Origin of the sequence: Streptomyces sp. NPDC001270 (genome assembly GCF_042896695.1) — a bacterium.
Taxonomy (GTDB): Bacteria; Actinomycetota; Actinomycetes; order Streptomycetales; family Streptomycetaceae; genus Streptomyces.
In genome coordinates this window covers 13,135-29,520 of sequence record NZ_JBIAXM010000031.1, presented here as the reverse complement: position 1 = coordinate 29,520, position 16,386 = coordinate 13,135, and the positions used below count along the sequence as shown (strand labels likewise).

The window sequence follows — 16,386 nt, the reverse complement described above, 5'->3', positions numbered from 1 at the left end:
CGCCTAGTCGGCGGCTGTGCCGTGGCGGGCCGCGTTCGCGTCGATCGCGGCCCGCAGGTGCTCGGCCAGGCCCGGCCGCATCGAGTCGTAGAAGGACTTGAAGCGTTCGTCGGCCACGTACATCTCGCCGAGGCAGCGGTGCACGGCGTGGGGGCACTCGTAGAACCACGTGGAGATGTGCCGCCGGTGCGCCTCGGCCATGTCCATGGCCGGCTCACCGGCCGGGTCGGCGCCCGCGTCCACCAGCGCCGCGTACCGCTCGCTCCAGTCGTCGACCTCGGCCTGGAGCCGCTTCCAGTCCTCCTTGGTGTAGCGGGCGGCGCGGCGCTGTGACTCGGCGTACGCCTCCGTGCCGCCCCACCGTGTCTCCGCCTCCTCCGCGTACTGCTCGGGATCCTTGTCCCCGAAGACCTCGAACCGCTCCTGTGGTGTGAGGTTGATGCCCATCCTGCGTGCCTCCATGGCGTGCTCCACGGCCTCGGCCATCCGCTGCAACTTCTCGATCCGGGCGGTCAGCAACTCGTGCTGGCGGCGCAGGTGCGCGCGCGGGTCCGCGTCCGGGTCGTCGAGCAGCACCGCGACCTCGTCGAGCGGAAAGCCGAGCTCCCGGTAGAACAGGATCTGCTGCAACCGGTCGAGGTCGGCGTCGCTGTAGCGCCGGTGGCCCGCGTGGCTGCGTCCACCCGGCACCAGCAGGCCGATCTCGTCGTAGTGGTGCAGGGCGCGCACGGTGACTCCGGCGAATCCGGCGACCTGTCCCACGGAGTAGCTCACTTCCGCTCCTTCTCTCGGTACGCGCTCCACGGTGCCGCCTCACGTGACGTGAGGTGCAAGCGCGCCCCCTCAGGGCATTCACCCACTTATGTCCATTTATTTAACTTACGTCCGTCTATCGTGAGCCCGCACCGACCCTCCAGGAAGGCACACCTCCATGGCACTGCACAAAGGTCCGCAGAAACACGAACACCGGCGGCTGTCCGTCAACCCGTTCTTCGGGGAGGCCAATCCGGTCGGCGGCATGACCCAGGCCCCGCCCACCAACCGGCTGCCGAACGAACCGCTGGCTCCGTCGACGGCGTACCAGCTGGTGCACGACGAACTGATGCTGGACGGCAACTCCCGGCTCAACCTGGCCACCTTCGTCACCACCTGGATGGAGCCGCAGGCCGGTGTCCTGATGTCCGAGTGCCAGGACAAGAACATGATCGACAAGGACGAGTACCCGCGCACGGCCGAGTTGGAGCGGCGCTGCGTGGCGATGCTCGCCGACCTGTGGAACGCGCCGGACCCGTCGTCCGCCGTGGGCTGTTCGACGACCGGCTCCAGCGAGGCGTGCATGCTGGCGGGCATGGCGCTCAAGCGGCGGTGGATGCAGCGCAACACCGACCGCTACCCGTCCAGCGGGGTACGCCCCAATCTCGTCATGGGGGTGAGCGTCCAGGTCTGCTGGGAGAAGTTCTGCACCTTCTGGGAGGTCGAGGCCCGCCAGGTGCCGATGGAGGGCGAACGGTTCCACCTCGACCCGCAGGCGGCGGCCGAGCTGTGCGACGAGAACACCATCGGGGTCGTCGGGATCCTCGGCTCCACCTTCGACGGGTCGTACGAGCCGATCGCCGACCTGTGCGCGGCCCTGGACGCCCTCCAGGAACGGACCGGCCTGGACGTGCCGGTGCACGTGGACGGCGCGTCCGGCGCCATGGTCGCGCCGTTCCTCGACGAGGACCTGGTGTGGGACTTCCGTCTGCCGCGGGTGGCCTCGATCAACACCTCGGGGCACAAGTACGGCCTGGTCTACCCCGGTGTCGGCTGGGCGCTGTGGCGGGACCAGGAGGCGCTGCCCGGGGAACTGGTCTTCCGGGTCAACTACCTCGGCGGCGACATGCCGACCTTCGCGCTGAACTTCTCCCGGCCCGGTGCGCAGGTGGTCGCGCAGTACTACACGTTCCTGCGGCTGGGCCGCGAGGGCTACCAGGCGGTGCAGCAGTCCACCCGGGACGTGGCGCGCGCGCTCGCCGAACGGATCGAGGCGTTCGGTGACTTCCGGCTGCTGACCCGGGGCGACGAGTTGCCGGTGTTCGCCTTCACCACGGCCCCCGACGTGACGTCGTTCGACGTCTTCGACGTCTCCCGGCGGCTGCGCGAGGGTGGCTGGCTGGTGCCCGCCTACACCTTCCCGCCGCACCGGGAGGACCTGTCCGTCCTGCGGGTCGTGTGCCGCAACGGGTTCTCCACCGACCTCGCCGATCTGTTCGTCGAGGAGCTGGGCCGCCTTCTGCCGGAACTGCGCCGGCAGCCGCGTCCGCTGACGCGGGACAAGGCGGCGGCTACCGGTTTCCATCACTGAGCGGAGCGCTCCGCTGGGGAGGGCCGTGTTACGTCGTCGGTTCTCTGCGGGTACGTCGTGGTCGGTGGCGCAGTTCCCCACGGTGGCGCTCCGCTGGGGAGAGCCGCATTACGTCGTCGGTCATCTGCGGGTACGTCGCGGCTGGTCGCGCAGTTCCCCGCGCCCCTATAGGGGCGTCTGCCCCGCCGGAATCCGGAGCGTGCCGATGAGGGGGCTAGGTGGTCGGGGGCGGGGCGCGTGCCGACGTCGGTCATCTGCGGGTACGTCGCGGCTGGTCGCGCAGTTCCCCGCGCCCCTATAGGGGCGTCTGGTGGGGGCTCAGTGGCTGAGGCGGGTGAATCTGTGGATCGCCAGGGGGAGGAACACCGCGAGCAGGGCGAGCGGCCAGAGCACCGCGGGCAGGGCGTGGCCGGGTTCGCCGGCCGGGCCGCCGAGGAGTTCCCGTACGGCGGTGGCCGTGTGGGACAGCGGGTTCCACTGGACGGCCGTGCCCAGCCAGCCGGGCATGGCCTCCGGGGTGGCGAAGGCGTTGGAGAGAAAGCCGACCGGCCAGACGAGGATCTGCACGGCCTGCACCAGTTCCGGCGTGCCGGCGACCAGGGCCAGGTGGATGCCGATCCACAGCATCGCGAAACGGAACAGGAGCAGCAGGCCGAGGGCCGCGAGCAGAGCCCCCGGCCCGCCGTGCGGCCGCCAGCCCAGCGCGTACGCCACCGCGGCCATCAGCACGAGGCCGGCCGCCGACTGGAGCATGTCGGCGGCCGAACGGCCCACCAGCACCGCTCCGTTGACCATCGGCAGGGCGCGGAAGCGGTCGATGACCCCCTTGTTGAGGTCCTGGGTGACGGCGAGCATCGTGCCCTCCAGGCCGAAGGCCATGGTGAGCGCGAGCATGCCGGGCACCAGATAGTCGACGTAGTCGCCGCGTACGCCTCGGCCGCCGCCGACCAGATAGCCGAACATGAGCAGCAGCATCACCGGAAAGAGCAGGGCGACGACCAGCTGTCCGGGTTGCCGTGCCCAGTGGGCGAGTTCGCGGCGGGTCATGGTCCAGGAGTCGGCCAGGGCGTGGCTGCTCACGCTGTCTCCTTCGTCCGGTCCGTACGGTTCTCGCGCCCCGTCAGGTGCAGGAACACCTCGTCCAGGGTCGGCCGGCGCAGCGCGATGTCCGCCGCCTCGATGCCGGAGGTCTCCAGGGCCCGTACAACCCCGGAGAGCGCGGCCATCCGGTCGGTGACCTGGACGCTGAGCAGCCGGCGGTCCTCGTCCACGGTGGCGTCGGCGCCCCGCGGCGGCAACAGGGCCAGCGCGGCGTCCAGTTGGCCCGCGTCGCGCAGCACGACGTCGATCCGGTCACCGCCGGTCAGCGCCTTGAGTTCGTCGGCGGTGCCGTCGGCGACGACCCGGCCGTGGTCGACGACCGAGATCCGGTCGGCGAGCTGGTCGGCCTCCTCCAGGTACTGGGTGGTGAGCAGGACCGTGGTGCCGCCGCCGGTCAGGGACCGCACCGCGGCCCAGACCTCGGCCCGGCCGCGGGGGTCGAGTCCGGTGGTCGGCTCGTCCAGGAAAAGTACCTCCGGGTCGACGATCAGCGACGCGGCGAGGTCGAGGCGGCGCCGCATTCCGCCGCTGTACCGCTTGACGGCCTTGCGCCCGGTGTCGGCGAGTCCGAAGCGCTCCAGGAGTTCGCCGGCCCGTACGCGCGCGTGCCGGGCACCGAGGTGGTGGAGGCGGCCGAACATCTCCAGGTTCTGGTGTCCGCCCAACTCCTCGTCGAGCGCCGCGTGCTGCCCGAGCAGGCCGATGCGGTGCCGGACCTCCTGCGCCTGGGTCCGCACGTCGTACCCGGCCACCTCGACGCGTCCGGCGTCCGGCCGCAACAGGGTGGACAGGACCCGGACGAGGGTCGTCTTGCCCGCCCCGTTGGGGCCGAGCACGCCGTGCACCGTGCCGCGGCCGACGACGAGATCGAGTCCGTCCAGTGCGTTCCTGGCCCCGTATTTCTTGTATGCGCCTTCGACGGTGACAGCCGCGTCGGCCGCTGTTCCACCCAACCCCACTGTTCATCCTCCCCATCCGACTAGTCAAACTTGACTAATGCTTCGAGAGGCTAGCCACGGGGTGGCGATTGGTCAAACTTGATTACTGCGGCGGCTGCGTCCGCGGAGCACCCGCCCCGCCGGTCGAGGCGGTCCCGGGTGCGTGCCTCAGCGTGCGTCTTCCGGATGCCGCTCGGTCGTGGCGTACGGGTTCTCCTGCCCGTCGACGAGGACGCCCACGAACGGCTCGCCCTCCCCGGCGAACGTGTAGGCCCCGCCCTGGACCCGCTCGATCAGCCCGCGGGTCCACTCGGCGCCCGTGTCGGCGGTGTGCACCCAGAGGTTCATGATCTCGCCGATGTGGCCGAACTGGCCCGGACCGTCCTCGGGCGTGTAGTGCTCGACGACGGTCCTGCGCCACGCCTCGATGGCCCGCACCCGCTCCTCCAGCAGGTCGAGGGCCTCCTCGCGACGGAGGTCGACCATGAAACCCAGGGCCGCGGTGAGCACGTCCGGCCGCTGGTCGTAGGCCGTGAGGTAGGTCCGCAGCAGCGAGAAGTACTCCTCGGTGCCCGCCTCGGTGATCTCGTACTCGGTGCGCGGCGGCCCGCCGGCCGTGGACGGCGCGATCTCGTGCGCGAGTAGCAGCCCCTGCTTGGCCATCTGCTTCAGGGCGTGATAGATCGAGCCGGGCTTGGCGTTGGACCACTCGTGCGCGCCCCAGTACTCCAGGTCGTTGCGCACCTGGTAGCCGTGGGCCCGCCCGTGCTGGCGGACCGCGCCCAGCACGAGGAGACGGATCGCTGACATGTGATCCAGGTTATTGCCCGGCGTGAACCGCGCGACGGTCAGGGACGGAGCGTCCCGTTCCGGACCCCGCGGACGAACGACGACCACGCCGAGCACGGGAGCAGCAGGGCGGGGCCGTGGGGGGTCTTGGAGTCGCGGACGGGTATGCCGGAGGGGTGGTCGTCGAGGACTTCTAGGCAGCTACCGGCTTCACTCCCGCTGTAGGACGACTTGCGCCAGCCACTCAGCAGGGCGGCGTTCGAGACGGTGCGGTCGTCAGTCATGGTTTCCGTAGTCCTTCGCTGTTGTCCTGAGCACGGTCAGCGACTCCTTCAGCGGCAGCGCGTCGCTCAGCGCGAGATCGTATCGGCCGTGCAATTCACTGACCACGGACGGAGAGTCGTGCAATTTCCCCACCCGCTGCCCCTCGGCGTACCCAACAGAAGGCTGGTCCTCGAACCACATCAGCGTGAGCATGCTCTCCATCATGGGATGAATGCCCACACCGAACGGCAGTAGGTGTACTCGGATCCGGCCGGTCTCGGCGAGGCGGACGATGTGCATGATCTGCTCCGCCATGACGCCCTCGCCCCCCACTGGACGGCGCAGCACCGCTTCGTCCAGCAGCGCCCAGACTACGGGCGTCAGCGGATCATCGAGGATCTTCGCGCGCTCAAGGCGTGTGACAACGCGCCTGTCACATTCCTCTTCACCCACCGGAGGGAACGCCGAGCCCAGAACCGCACGGGCGTACCTTTTCGTTTGCAGGATGCCCGGCACGAAGGACAACGCGAACTCCCTGATCATCACCGCCTGTTGTTCGAGCGCCAGCGCTGCGCCGAAGTAGTCGGAAACCGCCGCGTCGTCCTTGGGCAGAAAGCTGCTCAGCACATCCCCCGTGTTCAGAACGCTGTCGAGCCGCCGCGCATCCTCCTTCGACGGCACCCGGCGCCCGGCCTCGATGTGCGCAATGTACGAACGGGTCATCACCGCCATGTCGGCCAGTTGCTGCTGGGTCAGGCCCGCCGACTCGCGCTGTTGTTTGAGCCAGTCCCCGTAGATGGCGCCCATCGGATCAACTCCCTTGTGACAAATGCTCTGTCACACGCTTCCCTCTGGCGAGCCTAGCCCCGACAGCTCCAGGCTGTAACCGCATCGCTACACATAGCGAAACCCCCGCGACCGAGCGACCGGTCCGGGGGCATGGCCGCCAATGAACAAAGGAAGTTGACGACGTGAGTCACCGTATCGCCCGCCGTCTCCTGGAACCGCTGCTTCGCCTCTTTCTGCCCGGGACGGGGCGTCGACGACGGAGCAGCACGACGGGCAGGGGATGGAGGGAAGACCGCCCGGCCGTCACCGCCCCTGTCGGCGGCGGGCCTGCGCGTCGCAAGGAGACACATCCGCTGTGCGGTGAGGACCACGCTCTGGTTCGCCCCTGCCTCCTCGCCCCCGAGCGACGCCAGGACGACGCACAGCGCCAGGAAGTACGACGTCAGCGCGCCCGGCGGCGTGCGCTCTGGCTCGCCGTGCACGGCATCGACGTCGGGCCGCGCGTGATCCACGGCGTGGAGGTGTCGGCATGAAGGACGGCATCACCCGGCCGACGCGGCTGCTGCCCTGGACGGGTCCTGAGGGCAAGCCCTGCTGTCTCGCGACGGACGGAACGACCCGTGCCGACGGTCTCTCCCGGGTCGCCGACGCCGTCGAGAGCGTGCAGCTCGGCATGGCCGGTGACCTCCTCGGTCACGCCGCCGACATGCTCGCCGACCAGGACGTGACGCCCGCGCAACTCCGCTTCCTCCTGGCTCGGATGAACGAGGCGCTGATTGACGTACTCCGGATCGCGCGGAGCCGCGGCGCCCGCCTGCCCGGACCCACCGACGACGACTGCGACGGCACCAACGGCGTCAACGGCATTCTCCGAGGCGTCACTCACCTCTCTTCCGAAAATGATCCTGCGGTTCGGGTCCGGTGGTGGGCATGAACGCCGACTTCCACTCCTGATCCGTGAGTTGAACCGGCCCGCTTCGCCGACACGTTGTCCCCCACGCAAGGGTCACGGGGAGTTGACGGGCCGAATTCGGGCGGCGCGTCCAGCACTCCACGATCTCCGTCGGCGTCAGAAAAGAGGAAGTCAGCGCACATGAGTCCTTCCCCCAGCGATCCCAGCGATGTCGACTATTTCGGCGATACCAGCAGTTACGAGACGTCACGCTATTACACCCAGCACCAGCGAGGCGCCTTGGCCTACCTCAACCAGCTTTTCAGGGACAACGAGCAGCGCGGCTGGAGGCAACACTTCCGCGATCATCCCATGAATGAAGAAATGGAAGCAGCGAGGGACTACGCACTGGCCACGCTGCAAGATTTCATCGAGACCGGACGTACAGTCCAGGACGCCCGGACGGCATATCATCGCGACCAGAACTCGCGGTTGCGTTGGGGCACTTACGAAAGCGCCAAGAACCTGCATCGTGAAGCTGCTGACGTGTGGATAGCTTACGGGACCACATTCTACGAATACGTGAGAACTGCTTTGGATTATCGGGACGCGAACACAGCCCAATTGACCACCCGGCGCATACCCTCAGGACTTCCGGCACAACTACTGGCGGAACAGAATCCCTATAACCAACGGCGAGGGACAAGGACTCCACCCCCGCAACAAAACAACGGATACAACGGATACTCACCGGGCGGAGCAGGTCAGCAGTCTCGCCCACGCGGCCGATAACACCCATCCTTCCGCTTTCCGAGCGGAGTACATGCCCGCCCCGACGCGAACGGGCACGCTTGGAAATTGGAAGGCATCTGGAGCAGTCGCGGGGTCACGGACTCAGAACGGGAACCGGCTCCTGCCGTGCTGCACCGAGATCCACTTCAGGGTGGTGAAGGCGTCCGCCGTCGTCTCGCCGTTCAGCCGGCCGAGGCCCGAGTGCTTCTCGCCGCCGAAGGGCACGATCGGCTCGTCGTGCACGGTGCCGTCGTTCACGTGGAACATGCCGGTGTCGATCCGCTTGGCGAACGCCACTCCGCGCTCGATGTCGCCGGTGTGGACGGCGCCGCTGAGGCCGTACGGGGTGTCGTTGACGATCCGGACCGCCTCCTCCTCGCCGTCGAAGGGCACGAGAAAGACGACCGGGCCGAAGATCTCCTGCTGGAGCAGGGCCGAGTCGGCGGGGACGCCGGTGAGCACGCTGGGCTCGACCAGGTTGCCGGTGACTGTGCCGCGCACCAGGGCCGTGGCGCCCTCGGCGAGCGCCTGCTCGACGGCGCCGGACATGGCGGTCGCCTGGGTGGAGTTGATCACCGGGCCGATGACGGTCTGCGGGTCACGCGGGTCGCCGACCTTGAGCGTCCGGACCTTGGCGACGAACTTCTCGGTGAACTCGTCGGCGACGGAGCGGTCCACGAGGACCCGGTTCGCGGCCATGCAGACCTGGCCCTGGTGGACGAACCGGCTGAAGACCGCCGCGTCGACCGCGTAGTCGAGGTCGGCGTCGTCCAGGACCACCAGCGCGCTGTTGCCGCCCAGTTCGAGCACCGAGCGCTTGAAGTTCGCGGCGCAGACGGAGGCGACGTGCCGGCCGACCTTGTCGGAACCGGTGAAGGAGATGACCTTCGGGACCGGGTGCTCGATGAAGGCGTCGCCTATCTCCGCTATGTCGGTGATGACGACGTTGAACAGACCGCCCGGCAGCCCCGCGTCCTCGAAGATCCTCGCGAGCAGGGTGCCGCCGGCGATCGGCGTGTTCTGGTGCGGCTTGAGCACCACGCCGTTGCCCAGGGCGAGCGCCGGGGCCACCGATTTGAGCGACAGCAGGAACGGGAAGTTGAACGGGCTGATCACGCCCACCACGCCCACCGGGACCCGGTACAGGCGGTTCTCCTTGCCGTCGCCCGGCGAGGGCAGGATCCGGCCCTCGGAGCTCAACGCCAGATGGACCGCCTCGCGCAGGAACTCCTTGGCGAGGTGCAGTTCGAAGCCCGCCTTCACCCGCGTGCCGCCCAGCTCCGCGATGATCAGGTCGGCGATCTCCTGCTCACGGTCCTCGATCAGCCTGAGCGCCCGCTCGAAGACCCCGCGCCGGGTGTACGGATTGGTCTCGGCCCACTGCTTCTGGACCCGCGCCGCGGCCCGGTACGCCTGGTCGACCTCGTCGACGGTGGCCACGGTGATCGAGGCCAGCTTCGTGTCGTCGTACGGATCGAGGTCGATGACGTCCCAGGCACCGGTGCCCGGACGCCACTCACCGTCGATGTACTGCTGGGCCAGGTCGGTGAAGTAGGACGACATGTGATCCCTCGATCCCCTCGCTGCCGGAGCAGCCGGTCAGACACCCAATCAACTTCACGGTCTGTTCACGTTCACGGTCGGATGACACTGATCACCCGTCATCGTACTTGTGTTCATGGTGAGTTGGGGTGGCGCCTGGGGACAGGAATCCCCGCGGAGGCCGGATGCCGCGCGGGCGGACGGGGCGGAATCATGACAGTTGAAGCAGCCCCCGCAGCAGATCACGGCTCTCGTCCGGACCCGGGCAGTCCTGCTGCAACTCCTTGAGCGCGTGCTCGTACTGGGTGACGTCCTCGCGCTTGTCCAGATAGAGCGCGCTGGTGAGCTGCTCCAGATAGACCACATCGGACAGATCGGACTCGGGGAAGCTGAGGATGGTGAAGGCGCCGCTCTCACCGGAGTGCCCGCCGAGGCTGAACGGCACGATCTGGAGCCGCACGTTGGGCCGCTCGGAGATCTCGATCAGGTGCTGGAGCTGGCCGCGCATCACCTTCCGGTCGCCGTACGGGCGGCGCAGGGCGGCCTCGTCCAGGACGATGTGGAGGTCGGGCGCGTTCTCGGAGACGAGGTACTTCTGCCGCTCCAGGCGCAGCGCGACGCGCCGCTCCACGTCGGCGACGCTCGCCCCCTTCATACCGCGCTGCACGACCGCCCGTGCGTACTCCTCGGTCTGGAGCAGCCCGTGCACGAACTGCACCTCGTACACCCGGATGAGGGATGCCGCGCCCTCCAGGCCCACGTAGGTGGGGAACCAGTTGGGCAGCACGTCGGAGTAGCTGTGCCACCAGCCGGCCACGTTCGCCTCCCTGGCCAGGGAGAGCAGCGACTCGCGCTCCGCCTCGTCAGTGATGCCGTACAGCGTCAACAGGTCTTCCACATCCCGTGTCTTGAAGCTCACCCGGCCCAGCTCCATGCGGCTGATCTTCGACTCCGAGGCGCGGATCGAGTACCCCGCGGCCTCACGTGTGATGCCGCGGGACTCGCGCAGTCGCCTGAGTTGCGAGCCGAGCAGCATGCGTCGCACCACCGATCCGGGCTCTCCCGCGCTCACGTTCGCCAGCCTCCCCAACCGTCTTCAAGCCCCGAAGTCTGCCACTAAAACACTTCGAGCTGTACTCGACCGGTTACGGAAATGGAAAGGAGGTCAAAGTTTCCCCGCAGGATGGCGCAAGGGTCAGGTGAGCCAACGTACGACAGGTTGGCGGAAAAAATGGCCAACAAGTAGTACGTGAGGGTCCATTTCGGTCGCGTGCACGTGCATCTGCCCTTGCATCTGCCCTGCGCATCCGAAACCATGGTCCCGCGCCACCGCTGCATCGCAACGACCGCGAATTCCGGGGAGTGCCTCGCATGGGGACGAATGGATCGACCATGCTCAAGCCGCTACGGCAGGGCCTTCCTCCACTGGATCCCGCGGCCGTGGCCAGCGCCGCCTCCTGCGCCCTGCCGCCCCGGTACGAAGCCGTCCGCGAAGCCCGCAGGTTCACCCGTGGCACCCTCGACCAGTGGGACGTCGGCGACCGTTTCGACGACATATGCCTGGTCGTCTCGGAACTCGTCACCAACGCCCTGCGGCACGCGCTGCCCGGCGACCCCGGCACCGACCCGTCCGCGGCGGTGCGGCTGCACCTGATGCGCTGGACCGAACGGCTGGTGTGCGCGGTGCGCGACCCCAGCCACGAGACCCCGGTCGCGCGCACCTCCGAGGACCACGTGGCCGAGTCGGGGCGCGGCCTGTTCCTCGTCGAGTCCTTCAGCGACAGCTGGGGCTGGCACCCGCTCGCGGGCACCCTCAGCGGCAAGGTCGTCTGGGCGATGTTCCGGCTCCCGCAGGACGATTGACGCGACCGGCGCCGTCCGGGGTCGGTCGTCCACGCGCATTCCCCCGACCGGCGCGGCCCTTGCCCTTGCCCTGAACGACGCCCGCGCAGGACGCCCGCGTCAGCTCGCTATCAGATGGTCGAACTCGCCGTCCTTGACCCCGAGCAGCATCGCCTCGATCTCCGCGCGCGTGTAGACGAGCGCGGGACCGTCGGGGAAGCGCGAGTTGCGCACCGCCACGTCCCCGCCGGGCAGCCGGGCGAACTCCACGCAGGAGCCCTGCGAGTTGCTGTACCTGCTCTTCTGCCAGGCCACTCCGTCCAGCTGCGTGGCAGCCATGCCGTTGTACACGTCGTACCCCCCGTACACGCCGTCAACGTCGAGGTTCACAAGTTGCTCCCCGCTGGTGCACTGGCTGGTGTGGCCATTGATGCAGTGGTCAACTGACCGGGATCATAACCCCGATCATGTGCAGATGCATGGGCAGATGCACGTGCACGGAAGGTGCCCTTCCGGTTACAGCTTTGACGCCCCCTTTACCGAAGTCCTTGAAGCGTGTGCCCCAGACTCCGCATGACATGCGTGCGCCAGCCCCCGCCCATGATCTTCCGCGCCATCATCTGCGCCGGGTCGTCCGGATCGAACCCCTCGTGCACTAGGAACAGACGCGTGCCGCGCCCTTCCTGTTCCAGTGTCCACGTGATGGTCCAGTCCGCGGGATCGGCGGGGTCGGCGTCGGTCCACCGGACGGACAGCATCCGCTCGACGTCGTAGGCGAGAACCTGCACGTCGACGACGCCGGAGAAGCGGGAATTGGGGCGCGGGACGGACGTCATCCGGTACCGGTGGCCGACTTCGAGGCGGAAGTCCTCCGAGCCGGGCATCTGCCACTGCACGAGCAGACCGGGCTCGGTGAGGGCCCGCCAGACCTTGGCGGGCGGGTGCGGGAGGAACTGGTCGACGCGGACGGTGGTGAGGTCGTCGGCGTCGCCGTCCGGGGCGGGCGCACTCATGGGCGGCCCTCGTCGGGCAGGCGGTCGAGCAGTTCGCCGAGCCCCTTCAGGCGGTCGCGCCAGAACCGCTCGTACGGGTGGAGCCAGTCCTGCAACTCGGCGAGCGGTGCCGCCTCCAGGCGGTAGATGCGCTGCCGGCCGGAGCGCTCCTCGGAGACCAGGCCGGCCTCCCGGAGCACCTTGAGGTGTTCCGAGAGGCTGGGGCGCCGCATGGCAAAGTGGTCGGCCAGGGCCTGGACGGGCTGGGGTCCGCCGTCGCGCAGCAGGCGCAGCACCTCGCGCCGGGTGGCGTTGGCGAGCGCGGCGAAGACGCGGTCCTCGGTGTCCTCGCGGACCCCGGTCGTCGTCATGCGTTCCCTCCTGTCCCGTCCCGCCTAGGACTGAGCCTCGGTGAGCAGCATCAGGCCGTTGCCGTCCGGGTCCCGGAAGGAGGCCATCCGGCCCCAGGGAAGTTCGTCCGGGCCTTGCACGTCGGTGCCCGCCTCGGCGAGCCGCGCACAGTCGGCGTCGACATCGGTCGTCACCAACATGATCCCCCGGGTCGAACCGGGCTCGAAACCGCCCATGCCCGGCCCGGAGAGCGTGAAGACGGTCTGGGCGCCCTCGGGGGCGACCTGGAGCCAGCGGCCCTGGGGCATGTCCAGGTCGGCGGTGACCCGGAAGCCGAGCACGTCCGTGTAGAAGCGCAGGGCCCGGTCCTGGTCAGTGACGGGGAGTGTGACGAAGGAGGCGTGTGTGATGTTCATGCGCCCGACAATAGGTAGGGGATTCCCTACGCGCCAATCGTAGGGAATCCCCTACCTGATTATGTGGGGGGTGTCACAGCCCGTGTCACGGCCGGCGGGGTGCACTCAGCGGCTGGATCCGGAGTACGGCAGCAGGGCCATCTCCCGGGCGTTCTTGATCGCGCGGGCCAGGAGCCGCTGCTGCTGCGCGGTGACGTGCGTGACCCGGCGGCTGCGGATCTTGCCGCGGTCGGAGAGGAACTTCCGCAGCAGGTCGGTGTCCTTGTAGTCGATGTACTCGACCCCGGCCCGCTCCAGCGGGTTGGCCCGTTTCCCGGCGGGCTTGTGCACACTCTTTCGCCGCATGGCGGTCAGACCTCCAGGAAGGTGTCGAAGGCGGACGGGAGCAGCTTCCACGCCTCGCGCCCGGCGGCGTACTCGGCGTCGGTCAGCAGGCAGGACTCCAGCAACCGCGCCAGTCCGTCGCGGTCGAGGCCGGGCGAGGTGAAGACGAGGTGCTGGCAGCGGTCACCGTGCTCCGGGTGCCAGTCCAGCGCGGCGGCGGCCCGCCGCACCGGCGGGATCAGGTCCCAGGCGGCGTCGGGCAGCGCGGCCAGCCACGGCCCCGCGCCCTCCACGCACAGGGCGCCGCCGGCCGCGTCCCAGTGCAGCAGCGTGTCGGGCCGGTCGGCGAGCCAGAACCGCCCCCGGCTGCGGGCGGCGGCGCAGGTCACGTCCTCCAGTGCCGCGTACAGCCGCTCCGGATGGAACGGCCGGAGCCGCCGCCAGACGAAGGTGGCGACCCCGTGCGCGTCGGCCTCCGCGGGCAGCCGGGCGCAGGCCGGGTGCTGGGCCGCCGCCGCGGCCTCCACGTCGAATCCGGCGAGGGCGGCGCGCGCGAGCGCCGAGAGGGGATGGGTGTCGGCGGGCCTCTCCGAGATGCCTGACGTGCGCGGCGCGTTCGGCGCGCTTGGCGTGCTTGGCGCGTTCGCGGCGTCGGCTTCGTTCGCCGCATCCGTCGCGTCCGCCGCGTCTGCCGCCTCTGCCACCTCTGCCACCTCTGCCGCGTCTGCCGCGTCCGCTGTGTCCGTCTCCGGCGGTCCTTCGGCCTCGTGCCGCGGCCGGTTGTCCGGGATCGGGATCCGGCGGGCCGTCGGATGGAGCTGGGACAGCAGCTCGCGGTCCTCGTCGTCGGCCTCGGGAGAATCGGCCACGGCGAGCACGGGGGCGTACTCCAGTTGGCGGGCGAAGGTGTCGGCGACCGTGCGCTGGTCGTCGGCCGCCGCCGCGAGAGCGCGTTCGGCGAGGTCGTCGCCGTTGCCGAGGTACGGCAGCACGAGCGCCGGGTCGACGGCGGTGATCACGCCGGTGACGGTGAACCCGCCCGCCGTGACCACCTCCGCCATCGCCTTGGGCTCGACGGAGTCCCACAGTTCGACGACCGCGAGCCGGGTGCGCCCGTCCTGGGCGAGCCGGCGCAGTTCGGGCACCAGGTCCTCGCGCAGCGCGCAGCACGCGCAGTCGTTGACGAGGGGCGCCTCACCGACGTCCAGCAGCCCGCCGGCGTCCCGGACCGACCGCACCACCGTGCCGGCCGCGGCCGTCTCCAGGTCGTGGTGGAGTACGACGCTGCCGGGCACGTCGGCGAGGAGGCGGGCCACGGTCGCCCTGCGGGCGTCGGCGTGCAGCCCCGCGACGATCGCCACCGGGAGGCTCACGCGCCGCCCCGCTTCCCGTTCTGCCGCCGGTCCCCGTACCGCCGCTCGAAGCGCTCGACGCGTCCCGCCGTGTCCAGGACGCGCGCGGTGCCGGTGTAGAAGGGGTGGCTGACGTCCGAGATCTCGACGTCCACGACGGGGTAGGTGTTGCCGTCCGCCCATTCGACGGTCTTCTCGCTGGTCATCGTCGACCTGGTGAGGAAGGCGTGGTTCGCGGCCCGGTCCCGGAAGACCACGGGACCGTAGGCCGGATGGATTCCTTTGCGCATGGCGGTCAGCGCTCCTCACGGAAGTCGGTGTGCCGGCCGAGGACCGGGTCGTACTTGCGCAGGGTCATGCGGTCGGGGTCGTTGCGGCGGTTCTTGCGGGTCACGTAGGTATAGCCGGTCCCGGCCGTGGAACGGAGTCTGATGACCGGACGGAGTTCGTTGCGAGCCATGCTGCTATCTTACTGAAAATGACTTCCATTAACAGTTGGCGACGAGGAGAGGTACGTCACCCATGTCCGCGCACTGCATGCTGACCGGCACACGACCCGGCTTCGGCAACCGCATCTCCCACTCCCACCGGCGCACGTCCCGCCGCTTCGACCCGAACATCCAGACCAAGCGCTACTGGCTGCCGAGCGAGGGCCGGTACGTACGGCTGCGGCTGAGCACGAAGGCGATCAGGACCGTCGACGTGATCGGCGTCGAGGCGGCGGTGGCGCGCATCCGCGCGCGCGGAGTGAAGGTCTGAGGGGGACGGAGCACCGATATGGCGAAGAAAAGCAAGATCGCGAAGAACGAGGAGCGGCGGCGGACCGTCGCCCGGTACGCCGCCCGCCGAGCCGAACTGAAGGAGATCGTCCGGCGGCCGTCCAGCACCGAGGAGGAGCGGCTGGCCGCCCAGCGGGAGCTGCGCGGCCAGCCGCGCGACGCCAGCGCCACCCGCGTGCGCAACCGTGATCAGGTGGACGGCCGCCCGCGCGGCTACCTCCGGACCTTCGGGCTGTCCCGGGTGAACCTGCGGGAGCAGGCGCACCGCGGACACCTGCCCGGCGTACGGAAGTCTTCCTGGTAGGTCCTGATAGCTTGCTGCGGTCGTTCGGCAGACCGGCTACAGCTTGGGAGCTTCCAGTGACTTGGGCGACTAGGACGGTGCGGATCGCGGCGACGGCCGCGGGGCTGACGGGCGCGCTCACGCTGACCGCGTGCGGCGGCGGTGACTCCGCGGACGACACCACGCCGCGGTCGAGCACGTCCGCGGCCACGGGGTCCGCGTCGGCCACCGCCGGCGCCACGGCCTCGGCCGGCACCTTGCAGGGCAGTTGGCTCACCACGAACGGCGGCAAGGCCGTGGCCCTGGTGGTCAACGGCAAGCAGGCCGGTCTCTTCACGACCGGCGGGTCCGTGTGCAGCGGTACCGCCGGTGAGGAGTCGGGCATGCAGATGATCCACCTGACCTGCACCGACGGCAGCAGCGACCGCGAGACCGGGATGGTCGACTCGGTGGCCGGGGACAGCCTGAAGGTGACCTGGTCCGGCAAGCTCGGCACGGAGACCTACACCAAGGCGGAGGGCGGCAAGCTCCCGGAGGGACTGCCGACGGCGAACCTCGGTTCTTGACGGCCGGTTCGGTCAGCAAGGGACCGGGCC

23 protein-coding genes are annotated in these 16,386 nt (G+C 69.3%); 7 read left to right on the top strand and 16 right to left on the bottom strand.

Annotated elements, in window-relative coordinates; translation table 11 throughout:
* Positions 1-3 precede the first annotated feature (3 nt).
* A complete protein-coding gene (locus ACFY2B_RS36180) occupies positions 4-774 on the bottom strand; it encodes a MerR family transcriptional regulator (RefSeq protein WP_390767284.1) in 771 nt (256 codons plus the stop codon).
* A 157-nt stretch (positions 775-931) separates the two neighbouring features.
* On the opposite strand from ACFY2B_RS36180, the gene ACFY2B_RS36175 reads away from it, so the two are divergent.
* Positions 932-2,344, top strand: coding sequence for a glutamate decarboxylase (locus ACFY2B_RS36175; RefSeq protein WP_390767283.1), 1,413 nt, complete (start codon positions 932-934; stop codon positions 2,342-2,344).
* 318 nt (positions 2,345-2,662) lie between these two features.
* Here the strand turns inward: ACFY2B_RS36175 and ACFY2B_RS36170 are convergent, their stop codons facing one another.
* The 5 genes from ACFY2B_RS36170 to ACFY2B_RS36150 all read right to left on the bottom strand — a co-directional run bounded on the left by ACFY2B_RS36170 (position 2,663) and on the right by ACFY2B_RS36150 (position 6,243).
* Entirely contained in the window at positions 2,663-3,424 is a 762-nt protein-coding gene (locus ACFY2B_RS36170; RefSeq protein ID WP_390767282.1) for an ABC transporter permease, read from the bottom strand.
* Positions 3,421-4,398 (bottom strand): ATP-binding cassette domain-containing protein, encoded by a 978-nt coding sequence (locus tag ACFY2B_RS36165; protein WP_390767281.1) that lies wholly within the window; start codon positions 4,396-4,398, stop codon positions 3,421-3,423. The genes ACFY2B_RS36170 and ACFY2B_RS36165 overlap by 4 nt, the downstream gene beginning before the upstream one ends.
* 153 nt (positions 4,399-4,551) lie before the next feature.
* Positions 4,552-5,193, bottom strand: a complete 642-nt coding sequence (locus ACFY2B_RS36160; protein ID WP_390767280.1) for a PadR family transcriptional regulator — start codon at positions 5,191-5,193, stop codon at positions 4,552-4,554.
* A 38-nt stretch (positions 5,194-5,231) separates the two neighbouring features.
* Positions 5,232-5,456: a DUF397 domain-containing protein gene (locus tag ACFY2B_RS36155; protein ID WP_390767279.1), complete on the bottom strand. Its 225-nt coding sequence runs from the start codon at positions 5,454-5,456 to the stop codon at positions 5,232-5,234.
* Positions 5,449-6,243, bottom strand: a complete 795-nt coding sequence (locus tag ACFY2B_RS36150) for a Scr1 family TA system antitoxin-like transcriptional regulator (RefSeq protein ID WP_390767278.1) — start codon at positions 6,241-6,243, stop codon at positions 5,449-5,451. The genes ACFY2B_RS36155 and ACFY2B_RS36150 overlap by 8 nt, the downstream gene beginning before the upstream one ends.
* Before the next feature lie 511 nt (positions 6,244-6,754).
* Between ACFY2B_RS36150 and ACFY2B_RS36145 the strand changes: the two genes are divergently transcribed.
* Together ACFY2B_RS36145 and ACFY2B_RS36140 are read left to right on the top strand one after the other, a co-directional pair.
* Positions 6,755-7,159: a hypothetical protein gene (locus tag ACFY2B_RS36145; RefSeq protein WP_390767277.1), complete on the top strand. Its 405-nt coding sequence runs from the start codon at positions 6,755-6,757 to the stop codon at positions 7,157-7,159.
* A 159-nt stretch (positions 7,160-7,318) separates the two neighbouring features.
* On the top strand, positions 7,319-7,909 hold the full coding sequence (locus tag ACFY2B_RS36140; RefSeq protein ID WP_390767276.1) for a hypothetical protein: 591 nt from the start codon (positions 7,319-7,321) through the stop codon (positions 7,907-7,909).
* 102 nt (positions 7,910-8,011) lie between these two features.
* Here the strand turns inward: ACFY2B_RS36140 and ACFY2B_RS36135 are convergent, their stop codons facing one another.
* Complete coding sequence (locus ACFY2B_RS36135) at positions 8,012-9,472, bottom strand: aldehyde dehydrogenase family protein (RefSeq protein WP_390767275.1); 1,461 nt, start codon at positions 9,470-9,472, stop codon at positions 8,012-8,014.
* 190 nt (positions 9,473-9,662) lie between these two features.
* The gene (locus tag ACFY2B_RS36130; RefSeq protein ID WP_390767346.1) at positions 9,663-10,487 is read right to left on the bottom strand and encodes a helix-turn-helix domain-containing protein; all 825 of its coding nucleotides are present in this window, start codon (positions 10,485-10,487) and stop codon (positions 9,663-9,665) included.
* A 335-nt stretch (positions 10,488-10,822) separates the two neighbouring features.
* Between ACFY2B_RS36130 and ACFY2B_RS36125 the strand changes: the two genes are divergently transcribed.
* The gene (locus tag ACFY2B_RS36125; protein ID WP_390767274.1) at positions 10,823-11,314 is read left to right on the top strand and encodes an ATP-binding protein; all 492 of its coding nucleotides are present in this window, start codon (positions 10,823-10,825) and stop codon (positions 11,312-11,314) included.
* 99 nt (positions 11,315-11,413) lie between these two features.
* On the opposite strand, the gene ACFY2B_RS36120 is transcribed toward ACFY2B_RS36125, so the two are convergent.
* The 8 genes from ACFY2B_RS36120 to rpmG all read right to left on the bottom strand — a co-directional run bounded on the left by ACFY2B_RS36120 (position 11,414) and on the right by rpmG (position 15,188).
* Positions 11,414-11,632, bottom strand: coding sequence for a DUF397 domain-containing protein (locus ACFY2B_RS36120; RefSeq protein WP_376534974.1), 219 nt, complete (start codon positions 11,630-11,632; stop codon positions 11,414-11,416).
* Between the two features lie 197 nt (positions 11,633-11,829).
* Positions 11,830-12,306 (bottom strand): SRPBCC domain-containing protein, encoded by a 477-nt coding sequence (locus tag ACFY2B_RS36115; RefSeq protein ID WP_390767273.1) that lies wholly within the window; start codon positions 12,304-12,306, stop codon positions 11,830-11,832.
* The gene (locus tag ACFY2B_RS36110) at positions 12,303-12,656 is read right to left on the bottom strand and encodes an ArsR/SmtB family transcription factor (protein WP_390767272.1); all 354 of its coding nucleotides are present in this window, start codon (positions 12,654-12,656) and stop codon (positions 12,303-12,305) included. The genes ACFY2B_RS36115 and ACFY2B_RS36110 overlap by 4 nt, the downstream gene beginning before the upstream one ends.
* Before the next feature lie 24 nt (positions 12,657-12,680).
* A complete protein-coding gene (locus ACFY2B_RS36105; RefSeq protein ID WP_376534915.1) occupies positions 12,681-13,052 on the bottom strand; it encodes a VOC family protein in 372 nt (123 codons plus the stop codon).
* A gap of 105 nt (positions 13,053-13,157) precedes the next feature.
* A complete protein-coding gene (gene rpsR / locus ACFY2B_RS36100) occupies positions 13,158-13,397 on the bottom strand; it encodes a 30S ribosomal protein S18 (protein ID WP_390767271.1) in 240 nt (79 codons plus the stop codon).
* Between the two features lie 5 nt (positions 13,398-13,402).
* Positions 13,403-14,749: a GTP-binding protein gene (locus ACFY2B_RS36095; protein WP_390767270.1), complete on the bottom strand. Its 1,347-nt coding sequence runs from the start codon at positions 14,747-14,749 to the stop codon at positions 13,403-13,405.
* A complete protein-coding gene (locus ACFY2B_RS36090) occupies positions 14,746-15,018 on the bottom strand; it encodes a type B 50S ribosomal protein L31 (RefSeq protein WP_376534921.1) in 273 nt (90 codons plus the stop codon). The genes ACFY2B_RS36095 and ACFY2B_RS36090 overlap by 4 nt, the downstream gene beginning before the upstream one ends.
* Before the next feature lie 5 nt (positions 15,019-15,023).
* Positions 15,024-15,188, bottom strand: coding sequence for a 50S ribosomal protein L33 (gene rpmG / locus ACFY2B_RS36085; protein WP_376534923.1), 165 nt, complete (start codon positions 15,186-15,188; stop codon positions 15,024-15,026).
* A gap of 62 nt (positions 15,189-15,250) precedes the next feature.
* Here rpmG and rpmB point away from each other — a divergent pair, with 62 nt between their 5' ends.
* The 3 genes from rpmB to ACFY2B_RS36070 are packed head-to-tail and all read left to right on the top strand — an operon-like array spanning position 15,251 to position 16,356.
* The gene (rpmB, locus tag ACFY2B_RS36080; RefSeq protein WP_390767269.1) at positions 15,251-15,487 is read left to right on the top strand and encodes a 50S ribosomal protein L28; all 237 of its coding nucleotides are present in this window, start codon (positions 15,251-15,253) and stop codon (positions 15,485-15,487) included.
* Between the two features lie 18 nt (positions 15,488-15,505).
* Positions 15,506-15,811, top strand: a complete 306-nt coding sequence (gene rpsN, locus ACFY2B_RS36075; protein ID WP_390767268.1) for a 30S ribosomal protein S14 — start codon at positions 15,506-15,508, stop codon at positions 15,809-15,811.
* A gap of 56 nt (positions 15,812-15,867) precedes the next feature.
* Positions 15,868-16,356, top strand: coding sequence for a hypothetical protein (locus tag ACFY2B_RS36070; RefSeq protein ID WP_390767267.1), 489 nt, complete (start codon positions 15,868-15,870; stop codon positions 16,354-16,356).
* The last annotated feature ends 30 nt before the right edge of the window (positions 16,357-16,386 follow it).

Coding starts and splice junctions, on each gene's coding strand:
- ACFY2B_RS36135 (WP_390767275.1), bottom strand. CDS start 9,472: ATGTCGTCCTACTTCACCGACCTGGCCCAGCAGTACATCGACGGTGAG.
- ACFY2B_RS36130 (WP_390767346.1), bottom strand. CDS start 10,487: ATGCTGCTCGGCTCGCAACTCAGGCGACTGCGCGAGTCCCGCGGCATC.
- ACFY2B_RS36115 (WP_390767273.1), bottom strand. CDS start 12,306: ATGAGTGCGCCCGCCCCGGACGGCGACGCCGACGACCTCACCACCGTC.
- ACFY2B_RS36125 (WP_390767274.1), top strand. CDS start 10,823: ATGGGGACGAATGGATCGACCATGCTCAAGCCGCTACGGCAGGGCCTT.
- rpmB (WP_390767269.1), top strand. CDS start 15,251: ATGTCCGCGCACTGCATGCTGACCGGCACACGACCCGGCTTCGGCAAC.
- ACFY2B_RS36105 (WP_376534915.1), bottom strand. CDS start 13,052: ATGAACATCACACACGCCTCCTTCGTCACACTCCCCGTCACTGACCAG.
- ACFY2B_RS36145 (WP_390767277.1), top strand. CDS start 6,755: ATGAAGGACGGCATCACCCGGCCGACGCGGCTGCTGCCCTGGACGGGT.
- ACFY2B_RS36160 (WP_390767280.1), bottom strand. CDS start 5,193: ATGTCAGCGATCCGTCTCCTCGTGCTGGGCGCGGTCCGCCAGCACGGG.
- ACFY2B_RS36175 (WP_390767283.1), top strand. CDS start 932: ATGGCACTGCACAAAGGTCCGCAGAAACACGAACACCGGCGGCTGTCC.
- ACFY2B_RS36150 (WP_390767278.1), bottom strand. CDS start 6,243: ATGGGCGCCATCTACGGGGACTGGCTCAAACAACAGCGCGAGTCGGCG.
- rpsN (WP_390767268.1), top strand. CDS start 15,506: ATGGCGAAGAAAAGCAAGATCGCGAAGAACGAGGAGCGGCGGCGGACC.
- rpsR (WP_390767271.1), bottom strand. CDS start 13,397: ATGCGGCGAAAGAGTGTGCACAAGCCCGCCGGGAAACGGGCCAACCCG.
- ACFY2B_RS36140 (WP_390767276.1), top strand. CDS start 7,319: ATGAGTCCTTCCCCCAGCGATCCCAGCGATGTCGACTATTTCGGCGAT.
- ACFY2B_RS36090 (WP_376534921.1), bottom strand. CDS start 15,018: ATGCGCAAAGGAATCCATCCGGCCTACGGTCCCGTGGTCTTCCGGGAC.
- ACFY2B_RS36110 (WP_390767272.1), bottom strand. CDS start 12,656: ATGACGACGACCGGGGTCCGCGAGGACACCGAGGACCGCGTCTTCGCC.
- rpmG (WP_376534923.1), bottom strand. CDS start 15,188: ATGGCTCGCAACGAACTCCGTCCGGTCATCAGACTCCGTTCCACGGCC.
- ACFY2B_RS36120 (WP_376534974.1), bottom strand. CDS start 11,632: ATGGCTGCCACGCAGCTGGACGGAGTGGCCTGGCAGAAGAGCAGGTAC.
- ACFY2B_RS36155 (WP_390767279.1), bottom strand. CDS start 5,456: ATGACTGACGACCGCACCGTCTCGAACGCCGCCCTGCTGAGTGGCTGG.